Raw genomic sequence first — 22,071 nt, 5'->3', positions numbered from 1 at the left:
TGAGCGTGGCCCTGACCGGCACCGGCGGCTCGGCGCCCGTCACCAACCTGGCGCAGGGCAGGTCGACCACGGAGACCAGCCATTCTCAGACCTACGGCTCGGGCAACGCCGTCGACGGCAACGCGAGTACCTACTGGGAGTCGGCCAACAATGCCTTCCCCCAGTCGGTCACCGTTGATCTCGGCTCGTCGGTGAGCGTCGGCCGGGTCGTTTTGAAGCTGCCGCCGGCCACCGCCTGGGCCACTCGTACCCAGGCGGTCGCGGTGCTGGGCAGCACCGACGGATCGGCCTTCACCGGCGTGGTCGGTTCGGCGACCTACACCTTCAATCCCGCCACCGGTAACACGGCGACCATTACCTTCTCGGCCACCAGCAGGCGCTATCTGCGTCTGACGTTCACCGCCAACAGCGGCTGGCCCGCCGGTCAGCTCTCCGAATTCGAGGTCTACGCCTCGTAAGCAATTCTCTGCCTCCGGGGGATGAAGTCCGTTCCTCCGGAGGCGGAGAGTCCCGCCCTGACAGACCACCGACTAGTCGTCCATGGCGGCGACGACGCGCTCGGCGGTGATCGGCAGATCCCGGACCCGCACGCCGACGGCGGCGGCCACCGCGTTGCCGATGGCGGCCGCGGTGGGGCCCTGCGCCGCCTCGCCGGAGCCGACCGACGGCTCGTCCGGCCGGTCGATCACCTCGACCACGACCTCCGGCACCTCGGTGAACCGGAGGATGGGGTAGCTCTCCCAGTCGTCGCTGGTGATCTGCGTGCGGTCGAACCGCACCTGCTCCTTGAGGGTCCAGCTCGTGGACTGGACCGCCCCGCCCTCGATCTGGTTCGCGACGCCGTCGGGGTTGACCACCCGGCCGACGTCGACGGCGATCGTGAGGCGGCGCACGCGGATGTCGTGCACCGCCTCCACCTCGGCGACCACCGCGCAGTACGCGCCCCTGTCCTTGTATCTCGCGAAGCCGATCCCGAGGGCGACGCCGTCCTCCGTGGGCTGTCCCGGCCAGCCGGCGGCCCGGGCGGCCCGATCCACGACCTCCCGCGCCCGCGGATCGGTGAGATGCGCCAGACGGTACTCGAGCGCGTCACGCCCGGCCGCGGCGGCGATCTCGTCGATGAAGGACTCGATCGCGAAGACGTTGAGGTAGGCGCCCAGGGTCCGCAGCGCGGACGTGCGGATCGGCGTCGTCAGGGCGCGATGCGCCCTGATGGAGCGGCGCGGGATCACGTAGAGGGGAACGGCGTTGCGCCCGGTGCCGCCGCCGCCCGCGAGCGCCGGGTCGGCGGACGGAGGCAGAGGGTGGGGCCGCTCGGTGTGCGCCGCGGCGAGCAGCCCCGGAGATCCCGCGTACCCCGGACGTGCCGTGTGCCCGTAGCTCCACACGTCGTAGGACCACGACAGGAGCCGCCCGTCAGGGGCCAGGTCCGCGGCGACGTCCGCGACCATCGCGGATCCCAGGGGACTCCAGGTCAGCTCGTCCGCCCGGCTCCACACCACGTGCACCGGCCTGCCGGGGACCGCCCGGGCGAGGAGTACGGCGTCGTAGGCGGCGTCGTCGGCGCCGTTGTGCCCGTAGGCGCCGGCGCCCTCGACATGGTGAACGGTCACGGTGGCGACGTCGACGCCCGCCGCCTGGGCGATGGCGCGGCGCAGCGGGTGGACGCCCTGGCTGTGCGACCAGACGGTGAGCCCGTCCTCGTCCCAGAGCGCGGCGCCGCAGCTCGGTGCGATGGAGGCGTGGGCGAGGAAACCACGCGTGTAGGTCGCTGACATCGAGGTGGCCGCCACCGGGGTCTCGCCGTCGGTGCCGTCGGTGCCGTCGGTGCCGTCGGTGCCGTCGGTGGTGCCAGCGGTGCCGGTGGTGCCGGCGGGTGCTGTGGTCGCCGTGGGTGCCGCGGATCCGGCGCCGCTCCCGCGCGTCGCGGCCGGCCCGGGCTCGGCGCCGTCGTCGCGGACCACGGTCGTCTCGGTCTCCGCACCGCGCAGCACCGCCTGCATCGACTCCTCCGGGGGCAGGGACTCCTCCTCCCGCCACCGGCAGGCTTGGCGCAGCGCGACGGCCGCACTCTCCGCCCCGGTCTCCGTCTCGGCCACGACCCCCAGGAAGTCTCCGTCCCGGACGACCGCGACGACCCCGGGCAGCCGCTCCACGGGCGCGGGGTCGACCTCGAGCAGTCGCGCGGCCGGAGACGGCGGCCGTACGACACGGCCGGCGAGCCGGCCGGGCAGGGAGAGATCGTGGATGAAGCGCGGCCGCCCGGTCAGCTTGTCCGGCAGGTCGACGCGGGCGGCGCTCGTGCCCACCACGGCGCGTCCGGCCACGGGCCTCGGGGAGGCGAGGCCCAGGATCTCCCGGTCGAGATCGACGCACGCCGCCAGGTCCCAGTAGGAGGTTTTGCAGGTGCCGTCGCGGTCCCGCAGGACGCCGTCCGCCACGACCATCTCGTCCGCGTCGACTCCGAGCCTCGCCGCGGCCTCCCGGAGGAACAGGGCGCGGGCCTCGGCGCACGCCATGCGCAGCGCCTCGGAATCGGCGACCGACATGCTCCCGGCGGTGAAGCCCTGATCCGGTCCGGAGGCGGTCGTGGCCGCCAGGACCAGGACGCGGTGCGGTGCGACCCCGAGCTCGTCGGCCGCGATCTGGCCCAGGGCGGTCAGGATGCCCTGCCCGAGCTCGGCCTTGCCGCTGAACACGTGGACGGTCCCGTCGCCGTGGATCGCGAGCCACTGCGACACCCGGGGGTTCGCCGTGACGCCTCGCGGCAGGGAGACGGCCGCCCCCGACGGCTCAGGATGACGGCCGGCGGGGGCGCTCCCCGTGCCGTGGGTGCTGTGATCCGGCACGGCCGGCCTGGCGGACATGGACATCACGGGTGCTCCTTCGCGGCCCGCATCACGGCACGGATCATGCGCCGCTGGGCGCCGCAGCGGCAGAGGTTGCGGTCCAGCGCCTCGGCCACCTCCCGCTCGTCCGGCGCGGGGTTGCGGGTGAGGAGCGCGGCGGCGCTGATCAGGATTCCCGACAGGCAGTACCCGCACTGGCCGGCCTGTTCGTCGAGGAAGGCCTGCTGCAGCGGGTGGGGGGAGTCGAGATCGCCGAGGCCCTCGACGGTGACGACGTCCTTGCCCTCGGCCGCCCAGAGCGGGGTGTCGCAGGACGGCGTCGGATACCCGTCGAGCAGCACGAGGCACGCGCCGCACAGCCCGGCACCGCACCCGAATCGCGGCCCCTTGAGACCGAGATCCTCCCGGAGGACGTGGAGAAGGCTCGTCTCCGCGTCGGCGCCGACCGAACGCTTGACCCCGTTGACGGTCATCTCATGCGTCACGTCGTCTCGGACCCCTCTTCAAGCGCCTTGGCACATTTCTGCAAACGATTGCTAACGATGTCGCGGGAGGACGCCACACGTCAAGGGGCCCCTGCGAACACCACTCGATCGCCGCATCTCCTCAGGGTAGATGAACGAACCCCTCGGGGCCGTGGTCGTTCCCGGGGCGGGCGCGACAGCCGGAGGGCGTCAGCCGATGACCGCCTCGTGCAGCGGGACGTCGGGATCGGCGAGCCTGTCCCGGTCGACGGTGCCGCCCGAGCCGATCAGGGCCTTGATCTGGTCCGTGACATCCCAGATGTTGACGTTCATGCCGGCCGCCACCTTGCCGTCGTCGAGCCAGAACGCGATGAAGTGGCGGGAGGCGAGATCGCCCCGGACGACGACGTCGTCGTTGCGGTCGGGCGGAATGTAGCCGGTGTACTCCATGCCGAGGTCGTACTGGTCGGTGTAGAAGTAGGGCAGCCTGTCGTAGGCGACCTCCTGCCCGAGCATGGCGCGGGCGGCGACGGCGGGCTGGTTGAGGGCGTTGGCCCAGTGCTCGACCCGGATGTGGGTGCCCAGCAGCGGGTGGTAGGCGCTGACGACGTCACCGGCGGCGAAGATGTCGGGATCCGAGGTGCGCAGATCGGCGCCGACCCGTACGCCGTCCTCGACCTCCAGTCCGGCGGCGGCGGCGAGATCGGTGTTGGGGGCCGCGCCGATGCCGACGATGACCGCGTCCACCTCCAGGCGGGTGCCGTCCGCCAGCCGTACCCCTCGCACCTTCCCGTGCTCGCCCGTGATCTCGGAGACCTGCACGCCCAGCCGCAGGTCCACGTCGTGGGCGCGGTGCAGGTCGGCGAAGACGGAGGCGATCTGGGAGCCGAGCACGCGCAGCAGCGGCTGCCGTTCGGCCTCCAGGACGCTCACCCGCACATCGGCGGCCCGGGCCGCGGCGGCGACCTCCAGGCCGATCCAGCCCGCTCCGATGATCGCGACCCGGGACGCGGTGGCCAGGGTGTCGCGGATGCGCTCGCTGTCCTGCACGGTACGCAGGTACAGCACGCCGTCCAGGTCCGCACCCGGGACGGTCAGGCGGCGGGGCGTGGCACCGGTGGCCAGTAGCAGCTTGTCGTAGCCGATTCGCTCGCCGTCGGACAGGATGACCTGATGGCCGCCCCGGTCGATGCCGGTCACCGCGGTGCCGGAGCGCAGTTCGATGTCATGATCGCGATACCAGGCGCCGTCGTGGACGATGAACTTCTCTCGTCCGGACTTTCCCTGCAGGTAGTCCTTGGACAGCGGCGGGCGCTCGTACGGCAGGTGGGACTCGTCGCCGATCAGCAGGATCCGGCCGTCGAAGCCCTGCTCGCGCAGGGCCTCGGCGGTTTTGGCCGCGGCGAGGCCGCCGCCGGCGATCACGAATGTGGCGGGTGCGGACATGACGTCATGCTCCTGTCGGGTTTATGGGTGCCTCATGGTCGGTGTCCGGTTCGACGAGAAGCCGGAACGGGACTTCGATCCGGCCGGCGAGCAGGGTGGGATCGGCTTCGGCGAGCGCGGTGGTACCGATCACCTTACGCATCATCCAGGCGCCCGCGATGAGGGACGGCAGGAGCTCGGCGCGCCCCACTACAACGCCTCCCTGGCCGCCCGGCACAACCTCGCGGTCTCTCTCGCGAGGGACCTCAAGGACTCGGGTGTGACCTCGAACGTCGTCTCGCCGGGAGCGATCCTGGCGGGGCCGGTCCAGGAGTATCTCACCGGCGTCGCATCGGCCCGTGGCTGGGGCGAGACCTGGGAGGAGATCGAACGCGCCGCCGCGGAGGACTTCGTCCCGAACGACGTCGGACGGCTGGGCCGGCCCGAGGAGATCGCGGCCGCCGTTCTCTACCTGACGGGCCCGCTCGCGGACTACGTGAGCGGCGCGACGATCCGCGTCGACGGCGGAACCATCCGCTCCGTCCACTAGCGGGAACCATCTGCTCCGTCCGGCTGCAGGGCCGGGGCGGAGACGGGGTCGGGCGCGCGAAGGGGGAGGCGCAGGACAAAACGCGCGCCGCGGGGGCTGTCCTCGATCTGGAGGCTGCCCCCGCTCGTCTCGGCGATCTGCCGGGCGATCGGCAGGCCCAGCCCGGTGCCCCCGGCGTCCCTGTTGCGGGCGGCGTCCAGCCGGGCGAAGCGCTGGAACACCAGTTCGCGCTTGTCCGGATCGATGCCCTGCCCGTCGTCGACCACCTCCAGCACCGCCATGCCGTGCGGGAAGCGCTGCCCGTCGCCCGGCGCGCGCCGTACGGTGATGGTGATCATGCTGTCGGCGTGCCGTTCGGCGTTGTCGAGGAGGTTGGTCAGCAGGCGACCCAGCCGCAACCGGTCACCGATCACCACGACACCGGGTTTGAGCGGGCATTCGCATCTTTTTCTCATGTGGTGGCGCGTCTGGCACTCCGCGGTGGCGAGTTCGGCCAGGTCGATCGGCTCGCGGGCGCCCGGACTTCCCGCGTCCAGTCGGGCGATGATCAGCAGGTCCTGGACGATCGCCTGAAGCCGCTCCAGGCTGCCCAGGATGGTGTGCCCCAGCTTGGTCACGCTGGTTTCCCGAGGCGCGAGCAGGGCGTCCTCCACCTCGGCGCGCATGGCGGCGATGGGGCTGCGCAGGTCGTGGGAGGCGTCCGAGGCGAACTGGCGCTGCTGTTCCACCGCGGCCTGCAGGCGGCCCAGCGTGTGGTTGACGCTGACGGCCAGATCGTGGATCTCGTCATCGCTGGGCGGCACGGGCACCCGGCGGCCCAGGGAGGTCGCGTTGATCTCGTCGAGTTCCGCCCGGATGGCGTTCACCGGCCGCAGGGACGCGGCGGAGATCCGGCGGCCGAGGTAGGTGACGGCCGCGGCGGACAGCAGCGCGGCCCCGCCCACCACCGCGGCCAGTCGGGGATCGATCCACCAAGGGATCACCGGGGAGGCGCTGTAGACGATCCATTCCCCGTCCGGCCGGTGAGCCCGCTGCGCGGCCACGATGTTGCATTCGTGGGCAGGAAAGACTCCGCCGCACACGATGGAGGTGGCAAGGCTCTTGTCGCCGGGGGTGAACGTCGCCATGGGCGGCTTGCCCTGAAGTATCTGGGTCGAGGCGATGACCTGGCCCTTTGTGTCGACGATTTGGAGCCTGCGGGACTGGCGCCGCGCAAGCGGGTAGTCCACCCGGCCCCGCTCCACCTGGATGGCTATGCGGCCGCCGTCCGCGACGATCTCCTCGGTGAGGGACGCCGTGGCGAAACGGTGAATGGCGACCATGAGCACCGTGGCCATCAGCGCGCACAGCAGGGCCGCCACCACTCCGGTGAACAGAGTGATACGGGTTGTAATCGAGATTCGGCGTCTCTCGTTCATCCTCCGACCCCCCCTTGGCCAGTGGACCACATAGGTCACAAGACCCTGTGAAGGGGGTGAGCATTGGCCTCGGACAGGGTTGCCCTCCGCCGCGCGACGTTCGCCGAGTGGTACCCGAACCGGCTCTCGCATGCGGAGCGCCAGGCCAGGGGTGAGGCCGGGAAGAGATTGCCCTCCGAGTGATCGTTTGAGATCTCACGCACCCGGTTGTCGTGGTGGGTCAGTCCCAGGTGGGGAGGTGCGCCTCGGGGTAGCGGGCGCCGAAGCCGCCGGACGGGAGGATTTCGGCGATGAGCTTCAGATCGGCGTCGTTGAGGGTGAGGTCGGCGGCGGCGACGTTCTCCTCCAGTCGCTGGGAGCTGCGGGTGCCGGGGATGGGGACGATGTCGTCGCCCTGGGCGAGAAGCCAGGCCAGGGCGAGCTGGGCGACGGTGGCGTCCTTGACGGCGGCCAGTTCGGCGAGCCGGTGGGTGGCCTCCAGGTTCTTCTCGTAATTGCCGGGCTGGAAGCGGGCGTCCCAGCTGCGCATGTCGGTGTGGTCGTATTCGGCGCCGGGCTTGGCCTGGCCGGTGAGGAAGCCCCGGCCGAGCGGCGAGTAGGGGACGAACCCGATCCCGAGTTCGCGCAGGGCGGGGAAGAGGATCTCGGCGTCGCGCTCGAACAGGGAGTACTCGGTCTGCAGAACCGAGACGGGCTGGACGGCGTGCGCGCGGCGGATGGTGTTCTCGCCCGCCTCGCTCAGGCCGAAGTAACGGACCTTGCCGGCGTCGACGAACTCCTTGACCGTCCCGGCCACGTCCTCGATCGGCACGCTGGGATCGACGCGGTGCTGGTAGAGCACGTCGATGACGTCGACGCCGAGGTAGCGCAGGCTGTTGTCGACGACCTCGCGGATGTGCTCGGGACGGCTGTCGACACCGCCCTGCCGGGTGCCGGTGAAGTCGAACCCGAACTTGGTGGCGATGACGACCTCGTCCCGGACCGGTGCGAGCGCGGCCCCGACGATCCGCTCGTTCTCGCCCTGCCCGTACAGCTCGGCCGTGTCGAAGAACGTCACGCCCAGCTCGTGGGCTCGGCGGATCGTCGCGGCCCCCTCCTTCTTGTCCGAGGGGCCGTACGCCAGGGAGATCCCCATCGCGCCGTATCCCAGCGCCGACACCGTCAGGCCCTGCTGTCCGAGGTCTCGCTGCTGCATGGTGCGTCCTCTTTCTCCGCGGCCGGGGCCCGCCCTCGTAAAACGGGCTCCGACCTCTGCTTTTTTTGATGTTAAAGTGTTCTTACATTAAGTAAGAATACTCTAACATCGGGGAGAGGCATCCGCCGTGAGCAGCCCCACGACACCACGACGTGGCTACCACCACGGCGACCTGCGTGCCGAGTTGATCCGCGAAGGCATCGCGCTCCTGGCGGAGAAGGGCGTCGAGGGTTTCTCCGTGGCCAAGGTCGCCGTCCGGGCGGGTGTGTCGTCGGCCGCGCCCTACCGTCACTTTCCCGATCGTGAGGCGCTGCTGGCCGCCTGCGCGGCCGACGTCATCGCCACCCTCACCGAGGTCCTCGCCCGGGCGGCAGAGGAGGCGGGGCCCGACCCGGTCGACCGGCTCGCCGCCACCGCGGGCGCCTACACCCGTTACGTCCTGGACCATCGCGCCGGCGTCGACCTCCTCTACGTCTACGTCTTCAAGGGCCCCCACCACCAGATCGTCCAGGAACAGAGCCGCCGCTTCATGGACACCCTCATGGCCCTGGCCTCGGCCGTCCTGCCCGCCGACACCTCCTGGGCCGACACCGCCGACTTCGTCTATGTTCATCTGTCCACCACGCACGGCTACGCCACCATGCTCCCGAGAGGCGCCCGCCCGCCCCGGGACACCGACGGCCTCGCCGCCCGCGCCGCCACCGCCGCCCGCGACCACATCACCGGCTATCTCCTGCGCCTGCGTGGGTGACGGAAAAGCGGACGACGGACGGCTGAAGATCGAATTTCGACGCTGAAGGAAATCTTCGCAGCGCCCCCGGGCCCGGCACGTCGAAAATCCATCTTGTATCTGTGATCCTTCGTCGGCCGTCGAAGTAATCCGCTCGTACGGTCGAGCCCATGAACATCGCGCCACATCGCGGCATCACCACTGACCTGGCAGCCGACCACGTGACCATCACGCCGAGCATTCTGTACTTCGGGACACCGGTCGTGGTGCTCTCGACCGAGAACGAGGACGGCTCGTTCAACCTCGCTCCGATGTCCTCCGCCTGGGCGCTCGGGCAGGTGGTCGTCCTGGGTCTGGGGGCCGAAGGCCAGACCGGGCAGAACCTGGCCGCCCGGCCCGACCTGGTGATCAACCTGCCGCAGCCGCGGCAGTGGCCGGCGATAGAACGCCTCGCTCCGCTGACGGGGCGCGACCCGGTCCCGGCGCACAAGCAAGGCGCGTTCCGCTTCGAGCCGGACAAGTTCGAGGCCGCCGACCTGTGACCTGAACCTTCCGACCTGGTTCGCCCGCCTCGGGTCGCCGAATGCCCGATCCAGATGGAGGCCCGCACCGTACGGGTCCGGCCCGACGCCTCCGACGATTTCCTCATCGTGGAAGCCCACGTGCTCAAGGTCCACGCGGACCCGCGCATCGTCGTGCCCGGCACCCAGCACATCGACCCAGCCCTGTGGAGCCCGCTGATCTACAATTTCCGCCACTATTTCGGGCTCGGCCCCGAGCTCGGCCAGAGCTTCCGCTCCCAGACACCGCGACCGGGCCGATGAGCCCCTCCGCCGAGGATCGGTGCGCCCACGCGCTCCTGGGGCGGAGGCGATCCTGAGCCTGGGACGGGCGAGGTGATCGCCTCAGTCCTCGTGGCGGGGGATGCCGGAGACCTCGTGATCGGCGTGAAAGAGCGCCTCCCCGATGAGGTTGCGCACATGGGAGTCGCGAGCGCGATACAGCACGCGGCGGCCGTCCCTCCGGGCATGGACCAGACCGGCGAGACGGAGTTTGGCCAGGTGCTGGGAGACCGAGGGGCGTGCGACGGAGATGGCCTCGGCGAGCGAACCCACGTCGTACTCGCCGGAGGCCAGCAGCCACATCAGGCGCAACCGGGTGGCGTCGCTGAGCATCCGGAAGGCCTCGACGGCGGCCTCCACCTGGGCGCCGGTGGGTTGCTCCTGCAACAGGTTGGCACCTAATTCGTTGTCGCGTGCATACATGACTACATATACTCCGGGCGAAGGCCACCGATCGCAAGTGAGGTAGCGATGTCCGACCAGCAGGACGCCGGTTTTTTGTCCCCTCATGGACACGACGAGTACGGCCACGGGCGTGGCCATGGGAACGAGCACGGCCACGATCACGAGCACAGCCACGATCACGAGCGCGGCCATGAGCATGAGCACGGCCACGGGCATGAGCGCGGCCATGAGCATGGGCGCGGCCACGGGCATGAGCGCGGCCATGAGCATGGGCATGGCCCTGAGCATGGCCATGGGCATGAGCATGGACGCGAAGAGCCGGTCGGAGGCGGCCGGTTCAGGCGCTTGATGACGCGAGCCGGTCACGCCCTCACGCCGCACAGCCACGACAGCGCCGACAAGACCGACGCGGCCCTGGAATCCAGCAGCCGCGGCATGCGCGTGCTGGCCATCTCCTTTGTCGTACTCACGGCCACCGCGCTCATCCAGGCGGTGATCGTGGCGTTCTCCGGCTCGGTGGCGCTGCTGGGCGACACGTTGCACAACTTCGCCGACGCCCTGACGGCGGTGCCGCTGGCGATCGCCTTCTCCCTGGGGCGGCGGATGGCCACCCGGCGCTTCACCTACGGCTACGGCAGAGCCGAGGACCTGGCGGGGATCGTCATCGTGGCCGTCATCGCGGCCTCGGCCGCGTTCGCCGGGTACGAGGCCGTCAAGCGCCTGATCGACCCCCAGGACGTGCAGGCGCTCGGCTGGGTCGCCGCCGCCGGAGTGGCCGGTTTCCTCGGCAACGAGTGGGTGGCCCGCTACCGGATCAGGGTCGGCCGCCAGATCGGCTCGGCCGCGCTGGTCGCCGACGGGCTACACGCCCGCACCGACGGCTTCACCTCCCTGGCCGTGCTGCTCAGCGCGGGCGGCGCGGCACTGGGATGGCCGATCGCCGACCCGATCGTCGGCCTGCTGATCACCGTCGCGATCTGCTTCGTGCTGCGGGACGCGGCCCGGGAGATCTACCACCGGCTGATGGACGCCGTCGATCCGGCCCTGGTCGACCAGGCCGAACAGATCCTCACCTCGACGCCGGGCGTCCGGCACGTGGGGTCGGTACGGCTCCGCTGGATCGGTCACGCGCTCCGCGCCGAGGTGGACATCGTGGTGGACCACGACCTGTCGCTGGTCCAGGCTCACGCCGTGGCGGTGCGGGCCGAGCACCGGCTGATCCACCATCTGCCTCGCCTGAGCGCGGCCACCGTACACGCCGACCCGGACGGCTCCGACGGCACCGACCACCACACCCTTCTGACCGTCCACCGATAGTCCGATTCTCTCGTTTGGAGAATTCGTGCTGCGGATCATCCCCGCCGCTGGAGCGCGTCCGGAATGTCGTGAGCAGGACCTCGACGCGCCACGCGCAACTCGGTCAGGTAGCGCTTGGTGATCTGCCCGCCGTGGCGGTCCTCGATCAGGCGCGCGATGCAGTCCAGCAGGCCGGCCCGGGCAACCGATTCGAGCGTCCGGTGGCCCGAGTAGGTGCGCAGCAGGTTCAGATATTCGGCGGTCGAGTACGTCTGCTCCCATTCGTGCCGGCGGAAGACCGGCGCTCCGAATCGGCCCGACGGCTCCGGTTCGTCGTCGTAGGGGATCTCAGCCGCGGGCTGGAGACGCACATCCGGTGGCGTCGCCGGGTCGAAGCGTTCGTAGCAGGTCTGCGCTGCGGCGAAGAAGTCCGTGCTCCCTCCCTTGACGTGGTGCGTGGCGATCGTGGCCAGCGCGCCCCCGGCGCGCAGGGCGTCCGCCGCCCTCACCATGCGCACGGCCGGATCGATCCAGTGGAACGCGGTCGCGGAGACCACCACGTCGAACGGCTCGGCAGGCGGCGGCCAGTCCTCGAACGCCGCGGTCACGACGTGGACCGACGGGAAGCGGGCCAGGTTGCGGCGGGCCATCTCCGCCATCTCCGCCCCCAGCTCCACCGCGACGATGTGGCAGCCGCGCTCGGCCAGCGGCACGGTGGCCTGCCCCGTCCCGGGGCCGACCTCCAGCACCCGGCAGCCCGGTCCGATCCCGGTCAGCTCCGCCAGGTCGTCGAACAGCTCCGGCGGATAGCCCGGACGCGCCTGGTCGTACAGCTCGGCGTCCTCGGTAAAGGACGCGCGCAACCGCTCACGATCACCCTCAGCCATGACCGCAGGCTATCGACTCCTCAGCGCTCGGTCAGGCATTTTCTCCGGCCATCCCAGCTTGGCGGGCTGCCGGCCGACACCGTGAGTTTGCTGTGATCTCCAGGGACGTGATGTCTCAGCGGACCGCTCACCCCGAAGACGCGGCACGCAGCAGCCGGAGCTGGCCGATTTCGGCGGCGTTTTTCATCAGTTCGGAGTTCACCCAGGCGATCATGTGGGCGACGGTGTGCTCGGAGTCCTTCGGCCAGGGGAACGGGGCGGCGGCGTCCAGGTCGGCGTCGGTGAGGCGATCCAGCACCGCCAGCCAGTCCTCACGGAGGCCGCGCAACCACTCGACGGCGGACCTCCCGTCACCCGGCCACGTGATCTCCACCCTCTCGCGCGGGGCCCGTCCCTGAGCATGATCGATGGTCACGCTCCACCACCAGCCGATGTGCCAGCTCACCCAGCCGATCGTGGGAACCGGGATGGGATCGGGCTCGATCTCCGCCCAGTCCGGCACCCATGTCCCGTCGACGTCGGGACGCACGGTCCAGCAGTGGGACGCGGGCGCCCACAGGAAGTCCTCGGGCTCCAGCCGCTCCAGGTGGTAGTCGAACAGCGACCAGGTCAGGTCGAACTGCCAGCGCAGCAGCTCACCTCGGGATACGCGCATCGGCTGATCCTGGCAGGTCGTCGCTCCACCTGGAAAACGATTATCCGGTGATGGGCCGGGTCGTCGTCCAACGGCCCGGCACCACTCGGCTACGGAGTCACCTGGGATCGACGCGGGGCCGGAGGTCCGCTGGTGGACAGTACCCATCCGGCGTTCGAGGACTGGCCGGCGCCGGCCGAACCGTTGGCGGAGGTCCACTGGTGGACGGTGCCCGTCCGGTGCCATGGCCGTCGCATGCCGCCGTCCCGGTCTCAGGACGGACCGCCTTTGTCGATCTTGGTGGTGTCGCGGGGTTCGACGTACGGCTCCTCGGTGGGAGGGTGTCCGGCTTCGATGGCACGGCCGCGGGCGAGCTCGGCGTCGAACTCCACGCCGAGCAGGACGGCGATGTTGGTGATCCAGAGCCAGATCAGGAAGACGATGACACCCGCCATGGCGGCATAGGTCTTGCTGTACGAACCGAAGTTGGCGACGTAGAAGCCGAAGCCCGCGGAGGCGATGATCCAGGTCGCCACCGCCAGGATGCTGCCGGGGGTGATCCAGCGGAAGCCGGGGTGCGCGACGTTGGGGGCGGCCCAGTAGAGCAGGGCCAGGACCAGCGTCACCATGATGACCAGGACGGGCCACTTGGCGATGCTCCAGACGGTGAGCGCCGTCTGGCCGATGCCGAGGAGTTTTCCGGCCTGGTCGGCCAGGCCGCCGGTGAACACGACCGCGACCGCGCCGGCGGCCATCAGGATCACCAGAATGGTGGTGATCGCGAGCCGGAGCGGGAGGGTCTTCCAGATCGGGCGGCCCTCCGGCATCTCATACATGACGTTGGCCGCTCGCATGAACGCCGCCACGTAGCTCGACGCCGACCACAGGGCGACGGCGACGCCGATGACGGTCGCGATTCCGGCGGCGCGCTGGCTGCTCTGCAAGGCGCTGAGCACGGTGTCGATGATCTGCTGAGCGGGGCCGGGGGCCAGGGCGCTGAGGTTGTCCGTGAGGGGCTTGGTGGCCGACTGGCCGAACAGTCCCAGAAGGGAGACCACGGCCAGCAGCGCCGGGAAGATCGACAGTACGGCGTAGTAAGTCAGCGAGGCGGCCCAGTCGGTGAGGTTGTCCTCCTGGAACTCCCTCACGGTGCGCTTGAGCACACCCCACCACGACCGTCTGGACAGTTCGGTCGGGCGGTCGGGAGCCCTCTCGGCGACGACATCACCCGATCCCGCGGGCGGGCGGGCTCCGGTTCTCGACGGCTGGTCGCTCATCGACGCCCTCCCCAGGCAGTGCCTCCTCGACTTCGCCGTCGCTACCCCGTCAGGCCACTCGCATGCCCTTCTCGGGCCATGTGATCTGCAGCGACGTGGCCGAGCTTGCCGTTCGGCCGGGGCGCGGGCGCGGGATAGATCTCTCCGAGGCCGGATCGCCGGGATTTCGGCGCGGACGGGGCCGCGGCCGATCTTGCCGTTCAGGTTGGAATGGCGGCCGGGTCCCGGCCCCGGGCCTCATCTGATGCGGTCCCAACGAGTGAGTTCCGGCCGGGTGATGACCCGGCCGGAACTCACCTGCCGCTAACGGGGGAGGGTGATCAGCCCACGACCGAGCGCAGCGGGACGCCGGTGCGGTCCAGCGTCTGGATCATCTCGCGGAGGAACGGGTGCTCTTCCGCCGACAGGCCCTCGGGGTTGGGAATGGTGATGTAGGTCGAACCGTCGGCCTTGGCCGAGGTCGCCGTGTCGGTGTACTTTCGGACGATGGCCTCGGTCCGCGCCTGGTCGGCGTCGGCGACCTGGATGGTGATGGGACGCCATTCGCCGCCGATGTTGGCCGGCTCCTCGACCTTCTGTGCCGCGGTACGGAGAGCGTCCACGTTGGTCGGCGGTGCCACCGTCCGCTGCTGCGCCGAGGCGGTCGCGGACGTCGGGTAGAGCAGCGCGTTCGCGACCAGGTGGAGGCCGTTGTCGTTGTAGGCGCGGAACAGCGGGTTGTAGGCGAAGAGCACGGCGTGACCCGTACCGGTCGGCTCGTCGACCAGCGCCGTCGTGCCCATGAGGGCGTCGGACTTCACGGTGTAACCGTTGGCCCAGAAGGTGTCGTCCGACGGGTAGGTGAGGATGTTCGTGCCCGTCTGGGACGGGTTCAGGATCGGGTCGCCGTTGTTGAACTGGAAGTCCTCGGCCGGACGGCCGATTCCCACCGGGTTCTCATTGGCGACGTCCACCCGGAAGTGCGAGCCGACGACCTGGTAGCCGGTCGGCTTGGCCTTCTCCGTGGTGGAGGTCAGACCCGCGGCGCGTGCGACCCGGGTGCCCTCGTTCCGCAGTCCGATGTACGTGCCGCCCGCGGACACCCAGGCCTTGAGGTTCGCCAGGCCCTGCGCGTCCAGGCCGCCGTTCGAGCTGCTGCCGTCCGGGACGATCAGCGCGGTGCGCTCGGTGAACGCCGGGGTGTTGCCGTTGATGTCGGCGGTCGTCACCGGCTTGAGGTCGAGACCCCACTGGCTGCCGAGCACGTAGCGTGCCTCGCCGTGCGACCCGGAGGCCGTCGAGATGCCGGTGCCGGCGAACAGGCCGGTGTCGGGCAGGCGAAGCGCGGTGCCGGAGGCCGACTTGGAGCTGCCCTTGACGGTGACGCCGAGCGATCCGGCCAGCTTGTCCAGGTCGTTCTGCCTCACCGCGCGGGCGGACAGGCTGATCACGCCGTTCTTGAGGTCACGCGAGAGCGGCACACCCGAGCTGAGAAGCTTGAACGTGAGCTGCGACGCGGCGGCCGAGTCCAGCGGGTAGGAGTACGAGCCCCTCGACGAGGCCGACGACTCGATGCCGCCTTCGAGGCTCTTCACCCGGTCGGTCTTCGGCGAGAGCTTGTCACCGGTGTAGATGGTGTTGATGCCCATCAGCAGCGGGTTGCTCCACGAGGAGACGTCGTAGAAGTACGGGAAGGGGGCGTAGGGGTTCTCCCCGATCAGCGCCTGGATCCAGTGCTTCTGCGGCTGGTCCATCGGGATCCAGTAGGCACCCTCGGGAACCCTGAGGTTCTTGGCGCTGCGGCCGCCGAAGATCTGGGCGTTGGGCACCGTGAGTGCCTTTTTGACCTCGTAGACCTCGACGTCCATGCCGCGCAGTCTCTCGACCAGCTTGCGGACGTCGCCGATCTGGCGGTCGGGCATCAGGAAGTACGACCGGATCTTGACGTCGGGAACCGGGAACTGGACGGTGTTGGTCGGCTGCACGACCTCGTTGGGCTCAAGCGCGCCCGAGGCGCCCTCGGCGAGCGCGGTCTGCCAGATCTTGTAGTAGCCGTTCAGGATCTCATTCTTGTTGTCGGCCGCCCAGCCGGTGGTCGCCCACTGCGTGTTGAACTGCTGCTGCACGCGGTCCTCGACCGACGAGGCGCTTCCCTTCTCGAAGGTCATGCCGGCCGCGCCGAACCCGGTGGCCGGCACCGTGTCGCCGTACCCCATGTAGAAGAGGTCGTATCGCGCGTAGTTGAAGTAGCACTCCACGGTGACCAGGTCGGTGCAGGCGCCGTTGAAGCCGAAGGCCGCCTTGTTGGCCTCACCGATGCGGTTGATCCAGTCCACCGGCTGGTCGGCGATCTCGTGGTGGATCGGGTCGGCGTTCGGCGGGAAGAAGTACTGCTGCCCGCCCATCTCGTGCGCGTCGACGAAGATCTGCGGCGGGTAGTTCCGCAGCATCGCGAGCTTGCCGTCGGTCTCCGGCTGGGTGCGGGCGAACCAGTCGCGGTTGAGGTCGAAGCCGTAGTCGTTCTGCCGGCGGTTCGCGTTGCGGCCGTCGGGGTTCTGGGTCGGCACGATGATCGTGACGGTGTTGTCGTTGCGCTTCTCAACGTCGCAGGACAGTCCGCCGGCCAGCTCGTACAGGGTCTTGAGCGAGGCGTCGGCGCCACTCGTCTCGCCGCCGTGGACGTTGCCCGCCACCCACACGATGGCAGGGGCGTCCTTGGCGATGCGCGCGGCCTTGTCCGGCCGCAGTGACCGCGGGTCACGCAGCGACTGGATCTGCTCAGCGATCTTCTTCAGCTGGCCAGGGGTCACGTTCTGCTTGTCGGACACGATGGCGTAGGGCAGCTCCTGGCCGGAGACGCTGTGCGCCATCGTTCCGGTGATCACGCGGTCGGACGCGCGCCCCACGGCGTCGACGTACTTGCGGATCTCGTCGGAGGTGACCACTCGGGGCTGGCCCTTGCCGAGGGGGAAACCGAAGAACTTCTCGGGGCTCGGTACGGAACCAAGATGGGCGTTCAGGTCGGAGCTACATTGCGTGTGGTCGCGATCCGGGTGCGAGTGGTTGTCCCGATCCGCGTTCGCGGCCTGGCTCAACGGCAACATGAGCGCGGTCAGTGCGACGACCGCGGCCCCTGCCACCTTCCTGTAGGAAGGTTTTCCGCGCCTCGCTGTGCTGGGCGGCATGTCGACTCCTCAAGGGGGCATGGGCGGCCCACCCCTTGCCCGGAGTGGGACCACCCTTGGAAACGACGCCACTGTGGCGCCAGAGGTAGACGATGCGGATGGTATAAAATCGCAATAAAGTGGTCAAGATAGCCCTAAGCGTCTGAACTATCCTGTTTTTCCGCGTAATAGCCCATTCGGGAACCGGGAACGTGTCGTGTGAAAGGCGGAGGCGATGCCGGGGACCTGGCACGAAGCCTCTCCTTCGTCGTGCGGGCGGAAGGGGGCTGTGGTATCGCGACCTTTTTCGAGCTGGCCGAAATCGTGACCAATCAGGCCTAACTTGTGATCAAGCAGACATAATCAGGAGATGACCTCACGGCTTCTGGAACCATGGCGGCGTCCCCTGACCGTCTCGCGCCGCGAGGCGGTCGATGGCAGTCGAGAGGCCACGCCCATCCTTGACTGGGAAGACCTTCGATTGCTGGACCTGATCGCCGAGATCCGAACCGCCGGCACCGTCGATGAGCGGGACCTGCTGATCGCGGCCCATCGCCTTGTCGCCGCACGGGTCCGTCCGGTCTACGGGATGGACGACCGGCAGCCGGTCTCCGTGACGCTCGCGCTGGGCCGGGGCTCGTGCAGCCAGCGGATGGCGGTGCTGGAAGCCGTGGCACGCGCCTGCGGGATCAATACCAGGGTCAGGGGTCTGCTGGTGGATGGCCGGTTCTGGTACCCCCGCTTCCCCCGGATGCACGCGCTGATCCCTCACCGGGTGGTGCTCGCCTGGCCGGAGTTCCGCCTCGACGGACGGTGGATCTCCGCCTCCGGGCTCTACGGCGATCTGGCGGCGTTGCAGACGGGGGAGGGATTCACCAACGCCGGTGGAGAGACCCTCTTCGACGCGATCGCCCGCACCGCGGTCGACTGGGACGGCGTGACCTGCTCGTCGTGCGATCTGTCGGCCCAGGTGCTGGCCGACCTGGGCTACTTCGACTCCCGCGACGAATTGTTCGAGGCGCATGGTCAGACCCTGTGCCGACCGGCCCGGACCATCGCCAACCCGATCATGAGCCGCCGATCCGCGTGACCCCCTGCCGGGCCCGGCACCGTGGCGACCTGGCGGAGAAACTCCTGCGCTTTAGTCGCAAATGAACCTAATTTCTATAACTTTCCAGGAAATATCGTTATTTGAGTATGATCATGGCGATGGCAGGGACGGTCTCGAGCGAATTCGTGTCATCACAGCTTCCGGTGCGAACCTCTTGACCCTTCGGGTGTGATGAGCAAGCTGGAGCAGTGCCGGACGTCACCGCGAAGCTAGGGGACCGCATGAGTGACCACCGGCCAGAGGCAGAAGGCCGCCGGGCCGCAAAAAAGGGTCGCCGAGCCAGGCGCGCTGTCGATGACGGCGGACCGCCTCCGGGGGACGACGCGCCGAACGGCGATCCGTCTCCCGACCAGAGCCGTACGAAGAACCGGCTGAGCGTGGGCGCGTGGATCGGTATCGCGCTGACCGGCGTCATGGTGGCCGCCACCCTCGGCGGCTACAAGATCTATTACGACCTGGACAGCAGTATCGGGCGCATTCCGGTCGATCTCGGCCCGGACCGTCCGCCCGAGACCGGAGCGCTCAACGTGCTCGTCGTCGGCTCCGACAGCCGGGAGAGCGCGGAGAACAAGAAGTACGGCCAGACGACGCTGGGCGAGCGGACCGACACGATCATCCTGCTCCACCTCTCCCCGAACCGCGACAAGGCGACCCTGCTCAGCTTTCCCCGCGACTCGATGGTCCAGGTGCCCGCCTGCAAGCACCCCAAGACCGGCGTGACGGTTCCCGCCGGCCTCAAGCAGATCAACGCGGCCTTCAACGAGGGCGGTATCGCCTGCACGTGGGCGACGATCGAGTCGCTGACCAAGATCCGCATCAACCACTTCGTCAAGGTTGACTTCTCCGGCTTCAAGGGCATCGTGGACGCCCTCGGCGGCATCGACATCTGCCTGCCCAAGGATGTGTTCGACCAGAAGGCCAAGCTCGACCTGAAGAAGGGCGAGCAGACCGTGATGGGCGAGACCGCCCTCGCCTACGTCCGCGCCCGCTACGCGCTCGGCGACGGCAGCGACACCGACCGGATCAAGCGCCAGCAGGTCTTCCTCACCCAGGTGATGAAAAAGGCCACCAGCACCGCCCTGCTCACCGACCTCGGCAAGCTGGGCGACTTCCTCGACGCCGCCACGGCCTCGGTGACGATGGACAGCGAGCTCAGCGTCGCCCGGCTCGGCGAGATCGCGGGGAGCGCGAAATCCCTGACCGAGAAGGGGCTGGAGTCGGTCACCGTGCCCTGGAAGCCCTACGCGCCCAAGCCCGCGCAGATCGAGTGGCGGCAGCCCGACGCGGACCGGTTGTTCGCGGCGATCCGCAGCGACACCGAGGTACTCCCCACCGCCGCCCCCAACGCCCCCGCCAAGCCGGCCATCAAGAACGAGCAGGTCCGGGTCCAGGTCTTCAACGGCACCGACACCGACGGCAGGGCCAGAGAGGCGGCCGACGGGCTGGCGGAGCAGGGATTCGTGGTGACCCACGTCGGTGGCGCTCGCCCGGCGACCGGCAACGTGCCCGTCACCACGCTGCGCTACGCCAAGAACGACACCGAGGGCACCGCCTACGGAGACGTGGTGGCCGCCAGGCTCTCCGGCGACAAGCGCGTCCCGGTCGCCGGCAAGGTGAAGCCGCTCAGCGTGGAGGCGTACGTGCCGGCCAAGCCGGTCGCCGAGGCCCCCACCGGCCCGATCATCCAGCTGGTCATCGGCGCCGACTGGCCGGGGGTCCGGGTCCTCAACAAGATCCCTGTCTCACTGAAGGATCAGGTCATCGACAGCAACACCAACCCCTGTGGGTAGGGGCTCACCGTAGGTCGTCGGCGCCTTTCGTAGATCGTGATAGCGCCTGGCAAGTCACGATAAAGCGGACCGTCGGACGCTCCCCGCACAAGCTACAGGGGGTGGAACCCATGAACAGATCAACGCGGCGGGCGCTGGCGGCGGCAGGGGCGGTTCTGGCGGGGGTCACGATCACGCAGGGAATCGCGCTGGCCGAGGCCCCGCACGGGGTGCGGCATCAGGCCCCGCACGGCGTGGCGATCGGCACGCGGCTGGCGGCGCAGACCGATCCCGCGGTCCAGCTGATCCAGACGGAGTACGCGGCGAGGGTGACCGTACCCACCGCGAGCGCGAGGACGTCGTTCACCGCGTTGTTCGCCAAGGCGAGGCAGCATGCGAAGGCCGGGCGTATCCCGTCCGACCACCAGAGCCAGGTGAAATGGGTGCTGCGGACGGCCCGGTCGAATGTCGGCCGCTATTTCACGCCGGCCGGGCCGGCCAGGACCGTCAAGGTGAGCAGCCTCGGGCTGTGCACCGGATGGTGGGTGACGCCGCAGGGGCACATGGTGACCGCCGCACACTGCGTCGGGGCGACCAAGGCCGAGCTGAGGAAGACCTTCGCCGCCCAGGCCCTTCCCAAGATCAACGATGGGGACGTCAAGGGCTTCCTGAAGCAGATCATGGGAATCGCCCAGCCCGATGACGAGCTGGTCAGGCTGGCCACGGCGGTGTTCACCCGTTTCAACACCGAGACGATGCGGGTGACCGGGCTCAGGCAGAACGTCGGTGTCGCCGGCGCCCTGCCCGGCGGTGGCATGGACAGGAGCGTCAAGGTCACGCCAGTGGCGCTGGTCGCCCGTGGCCGGAGCTACCCCGGGGAGGACTTCGCCCTGCTGAAGATGGCAGGCGCGAGGAACTTGCCGACCGTGCCGCTGGGTGACGACGTCGACGTGCGGGTGGGCGACACGCTCTACATCAACGGGTTTCCGGGACTGGTCAGCATCAGCACGCAGATCTTCAACCTGCGATCCAGGCTGTACCCGGCGCTGACCGAGGGGGCCTACAACGCCAAACGGACGACCGTCCTGGGCGTGCCGTACATCCAGGCCCAGGCGCCCTCGTACCGGGGCAACTCCGGTGGGCCAGTGTTCAGCCAGGAGGGCAAGGTCATCGGGACGCTGATCGCGGGATCGGTCGATCCGGCGACGGGGGAGTCGGCCGAGAACCACAGCTTCATCCTGCCCGTGAGCATCCTCAAGAGGAGGCTCGCCGCCGCGGGAGTCGACGCGTCCCGGTCCCAGACCTCCCTGGTCTACAACGACGCGCTCGACGACTTCTTCGCCCAGCGGTTCAAGGCGGCCCTGCCCAAGTTCCGTAAGGCGCAGCGGCTCTATCCCCAGCACCCCTACGTCGCCTCCTACATCGGCGACACGAAGCGGGCCATCGCCGCCGACAAGGACAGGACGCCGAAGGCCAAGGCCTAGTGCGACGTTCCTCACCGGAAGCACAGGTCGTCGTCATCGGTCCGGGACGCCGCGAGTGGGAGGCCACCCTGACGGCCTCGGGTTCCCGACCGCGTACGTCGAGAAACCCCGCACCGACCCGTGCCGGAGGAGAGGTGCCCCTTGCCGGGGAGCGGCTTTATCGGGGAGCGGCGGCGCGGTCGTGGTGCTCGCGGGCGGCCCGGATGTGGTCGCGGTGCGCGTTGGCCCACTCGTCCAGCACGGTGAGGGGAACGAGCAGGGTCCGGCCGAGCTCGGTCAGCTCGTAGTCGACCCGGGGAGGCACGGTCGCGTACGCCGTGCGGGTGACCAGCCCGTCCCGGGTCAGCGCGCGCAGCGTCAGGGTGAGCATGCGCTGGCTGATGCCCTCGATGGCGCGATGCAGCTCGCTGAAGCGGTGCGTGCGCCGGCCGAGGAGGACGACGATCAGCACGCTCCATTTGTCGCCGACCCTGTCGAGCACCTCGCGGACCGGGCAGTCGTCGATCAGCTCGAGGGTCTTGGGCACATCCGTGTGCGTGGCTGACATCAAAGTGCCTCCTTCCGGTTGTCTCCATGCTTCCGCATGATGGTG

20 protein-coding genes are annotated in these 22,071 nt (G+C 69.3%); 9 read left to right on the top strand and 11 right to left on the bottom strand.

Annotation, left to right across the window (positions count from 1 at the left end; all coding sequences use genetic code 11):
* Positions 1 to 458: discoidin domain-containing protein (locus CHC08_RS26375; RefSeq protein WP_143653355.1), on the top strand; the 458-nt coding region annotated here is incomplete at its 5' end.
* A 72-nt stretch (positions 459 to 530) separates the two neighbouring features.
* Here the strand turns inward: CHC08_RS26375 and CHC08_RS26370 are convergent.
* The 3 genes from CHC08_RS26370 to CHC08_RS26360 all read right to left on the bottom strand — a co-directional run bounded on the left by CHC08_RS26370 (position 531) and on the right by CHC08_RS26360 (position 4,759).
* Positions 531 to 2,873 carry a molybdopterin cofactor-binding domain-containing protein gene (locus CHC08_RS26370; protein ID WP_245878585.1) on the bottom strand — a complete coding sequence of 781 codons (2,343 nt, stop codon included), beginning with the start codon at positions 2,871 to 2,873 and terminating at the stop codon, positions 531 to 533.
* Complete coding sequence (locus tag CHC08_RS26365) at positions 2,873 to 3,334, bottom strand: (2Fe-2S)-binding protein (RefSeq protein ID WP_245878583.1); 462 nt, start codon at positions 3,332 to 3,334, stop codon at positions 2,873 to 2,875. The genes CHC08_RS26370 and CHC08_RS26365 overlap by 1 nt, the downstream gene beginning before the upstream one ends.
* A gap of 189 nt (positions 3,335 to 3,523) precedes the next feature.
* Complete coding sequence (locus tag CHC08_RS26360) at positions 3,524 to 4,759, bottom strand: NAD(P)/FAD-dependent oxidoreductase (protein ID WP_089210051.1); 1,236 nt, start codon at positions 4,757 to 4,759, stop codon at positions 3,524 to 3,526.
* Between the two features lie 34 nt (positions 4,760 to 4,793).
* Between CHC08_RS26360 and CHC08_RS26355 the strand changes: the two genes are divergently transcribed.
* Positions 4,794 to 5,288: an SDR family oxidoreductase gene (locus CHC08_RS26355; RefSeq protein ID WP_218825490.1), complete on the top strand. Its 495-nt coding sequence runs from the start codon at positions 4,794 to 4,796 to the stop codon at positions 5,286 to 5,288.
* Here the strand turns inward: CHC08_RS26355 and CHC08_RS26350 are convergent.
* Together CHC08_RS26350 and CHC08_RS26345 are read right to left on the bottom strand one after the other, a co-directional pair.
* Positions 5,285 to 6,706, bottom strand: a complete 1,422-nt coding sequence (locus tag CHC08_RS26350) for a sensor histidine kinase (protein WP_245878582.1) — start codon at positions 6,704 to 6,706, stop codon at positions 5,285 to 5,287. The genes CHC08_RS26355 and CHC08_RS26350 overlap by 4 nt on opposite strands.
* A gap of 220 nt (positions 6,707 to 6,926) precedes the next feature.
* Positions 6,927 to 7,901, bottom strand: a complete 975-nt coding sequence (locus CHC08_RS26345) for an aldo/keto reductase (protein WP_089210050.1) — start codon at positions 7,899 to 7,901, stop codon at positions 6,927 to 6,929.
* Positions 7,902 to 8,028: 127 nt separating this feature from the next.
* On the opposite strand from CHC08_RS26345, the gene CHC08_RS26340 reads away from it, so the two are divergent.
* The 3 genes from CHC08_RS26340 to CHC08_RS51700 all read left to right on the top strand — a co-directional run bounded on the left by CHC08_RS26340 (position 8,029) and on the right by CHC08_RS51700 (position 9,455).
* A complete protein-coding gene (locus CHC08_RS26340; protein ID WP_089210049.1) occupies positions 8,029 to 8,652 on the top strand; it encodes a TetR/AcrR family transcriptional regulator in 624 nt (207 codons plus the stop codon).
* Between the two features lie 149 nt (positions 8,653 to 8,801).
* Complete coding sequence (locus CHC08_RS51705; RefSeq protein WP_245878581.1) at positions 8,802 to 9,173, top strand: hypothetical protein; 372 nt, start codon at positions 8,802 to 8,804, stop codon at positions 9,171 to 9,173.
* Between the two features lie 54 nt (positions 9,174 to 9,227).
* Complete coding sequence (locus CHC08_RS51700; RefSeq protein ID WP_245878580.1) at positions 9,228 to 9,455, top strand: hypothetical protein; 228 nt, start codon at positions 9,228 to 9,230, stop codon at positions 9,453 to 9,455.
* A gap of 81 nt (positions 9,456 to 9,536) precedes the next feature.
* Here CHC08_RS51700 and CHC08_RS51695 read toward each other — a convergent pair whose 3' ends face one another.
* Complete coding sequence (locus tag CHC08_RS51695; RefSeq protein WP_245878579.1) at positions 9,537 to 10,172, bottom strand: ArsR/SmtB family transcription factor; 636 nt, start codon at positions 10,170 to 10,172, stop codon at positions 9,537 to 9,539.
* 54 nt (positions 10,173 to 10,226) lie between these two features.
* On the opposite strand from CHC08_RS51695, the gene CHC08_RS26325 reads away from it, so the two are divergent.
* Complete coding sequence (locus CHC08_RS26325; RefSeq protein WP_218825489.1) at positions 10,227 to 11,195, top strand: cation diffusion facilitator family transporter; 969 nt, start codon at positions 10,227 to 10,229, stop codon at positions 11,193 to 11,195.
* A gap of 35 nt (positions 11,196 to 11,230) precedes the next feature.
* Here CHC08_RS26325 and CHC08_RS26320 read toward each other — a convergent pair whose 3' ends face one another.
* The 4 genes from CHC08_RS26320 to CHC08_RS26305 all read right to left on the bottom strand — a co-directional run bounded on the left by CHC08_RS26320 (position 11,231) and on the right by CHC08_RS26305 (position 17,136).
* Positions 11,231 to 12,061, bottom strand: coding sequence for a class I SAM-dependent methyltransferase (locus CHC08_RS26320; RefSeq protein ID WP_089210046.1), 831 nt, complete (start codon positions 12,059 to 12,061; stop codon positions 11,231 to 11,233).
* A gap of 127 nt (positions 12,062 to 12,188) precedes the next feature.
* Positions 12,189 to 12,716 (bottom strand): DinB family protein, encoded by a 528-nt coding sequence (locus tag CHC08_RS26315; protein ID WP_089210045.1) that lies wholly within the window; start codon positions 12,714 to 12,716, stop codon positions 12,189 to 12,191.
* A gap of 251 nt (positions 12,717 to 12,967) precedes the next feature.
* The gene (locus CHC08_RS26310) at positions 12,968 to 13,972 is read right to left on the bottom strand and encodes a YihY/virulence factor BrkB family protein (protein WP_089210044.1); all 1,005 of its coding nucleotides are present in this window, start codon (positions 13,970 to 13,972) and stop codon (positions 12,968 to 12,970) included.
* A 320-nt stretch (positions 13,973 to 14,292) separates the two neighbouring features.
* On the bottom strand, positions 14,293 to 17,136 hold the full coding sequence (locus CHC08_RS26305; protein WP_218825488.1) for a M14 family zinc carboxypeptidase: 2,844 nt from the start codon (positions 17,134 to 17,136) through the stop codon (positions 14,293 to 14,295).
* Positions 17,137 to 17,485: 349 nt separating this feature from the next.
* Here CHC08_RS26305 and CHC08_RS26300 point away from each other — a divergent pair, with 349 nt between their 5' ends.
* The 3 genes from CHC08_RS26300 (at position 17,486) to CHC08_RS26290 (ending at position 21,479) form a co-directional block, all read left to right on the top strand.
* Entirely contained in the window at positions 17,486 to 18,205 is a 720-nt protein-coding gene (locus CHC08_RS26300) for a transglutaminase domain-containing protein (RefSeq protein WP_089210043.1), read from the top strand.
* Between the two features lie 242 nt (positions 18,206 to 18,447).
* A complete protein-coding gene (locus tag CHC08_RS26295; protein WP_089210061.1) occupies positions 18,448 to 20,016 on the top strand; it encodes an LCP family protein in 1,569 nt (522 codons plus the stop codon).
* A 110-nt stretch (positions 20,017 to 20,126) separates the two neighbouring features.
* Positions 20,127 to 21,479, top strand: a complete 1,353-nt coding sequence (locus CHC08_RS26290; protein ID WP_089210042.1) for a S1 family peptidase — start codon at positions 20,127 to 20,129, stop codon at positions 21,477 to 21,479.
* 157 nt (positions 21,480 to 21,636) lie between these two features.
* On the opposite strand, the gene CHC08_RS26285 is transcribed toward CHC08_RS26290, so the two are convergent.
* Positions 21,637 to 22,026 carry a winged helix-turn-helix transcriptional regulator gene (locus CHC08_RS26285; protein ID WP_089210041.1) on the bottom strand — a complete coding sequence of 130 codons (390 nt, stop codon included), beginning with the start codon at positions 22,024 to 22,026 and terminating at the stop codon, positions 21,637 to 21,639.
* Between the last annotated feature and the right edge of the window lie 45 nt (positions 22,027 to 22,071).

It is taken from the genome of Streptosporangium subroseum (assembly GCF_900188345.1).
GTDB classification, from domain to species: domain Bacteria; phylum Actinomycetota; class Actinomycetes; order Streptosporangiales; family Streptosporangiaceae; genus Streptosporangium; species Streptosporangium subroseum.
The sequence above is the reverse complement of the archived record's forward strand: the minus strand, read 5'-3'. Positions and strand labels throughout refer to the sequence as shown.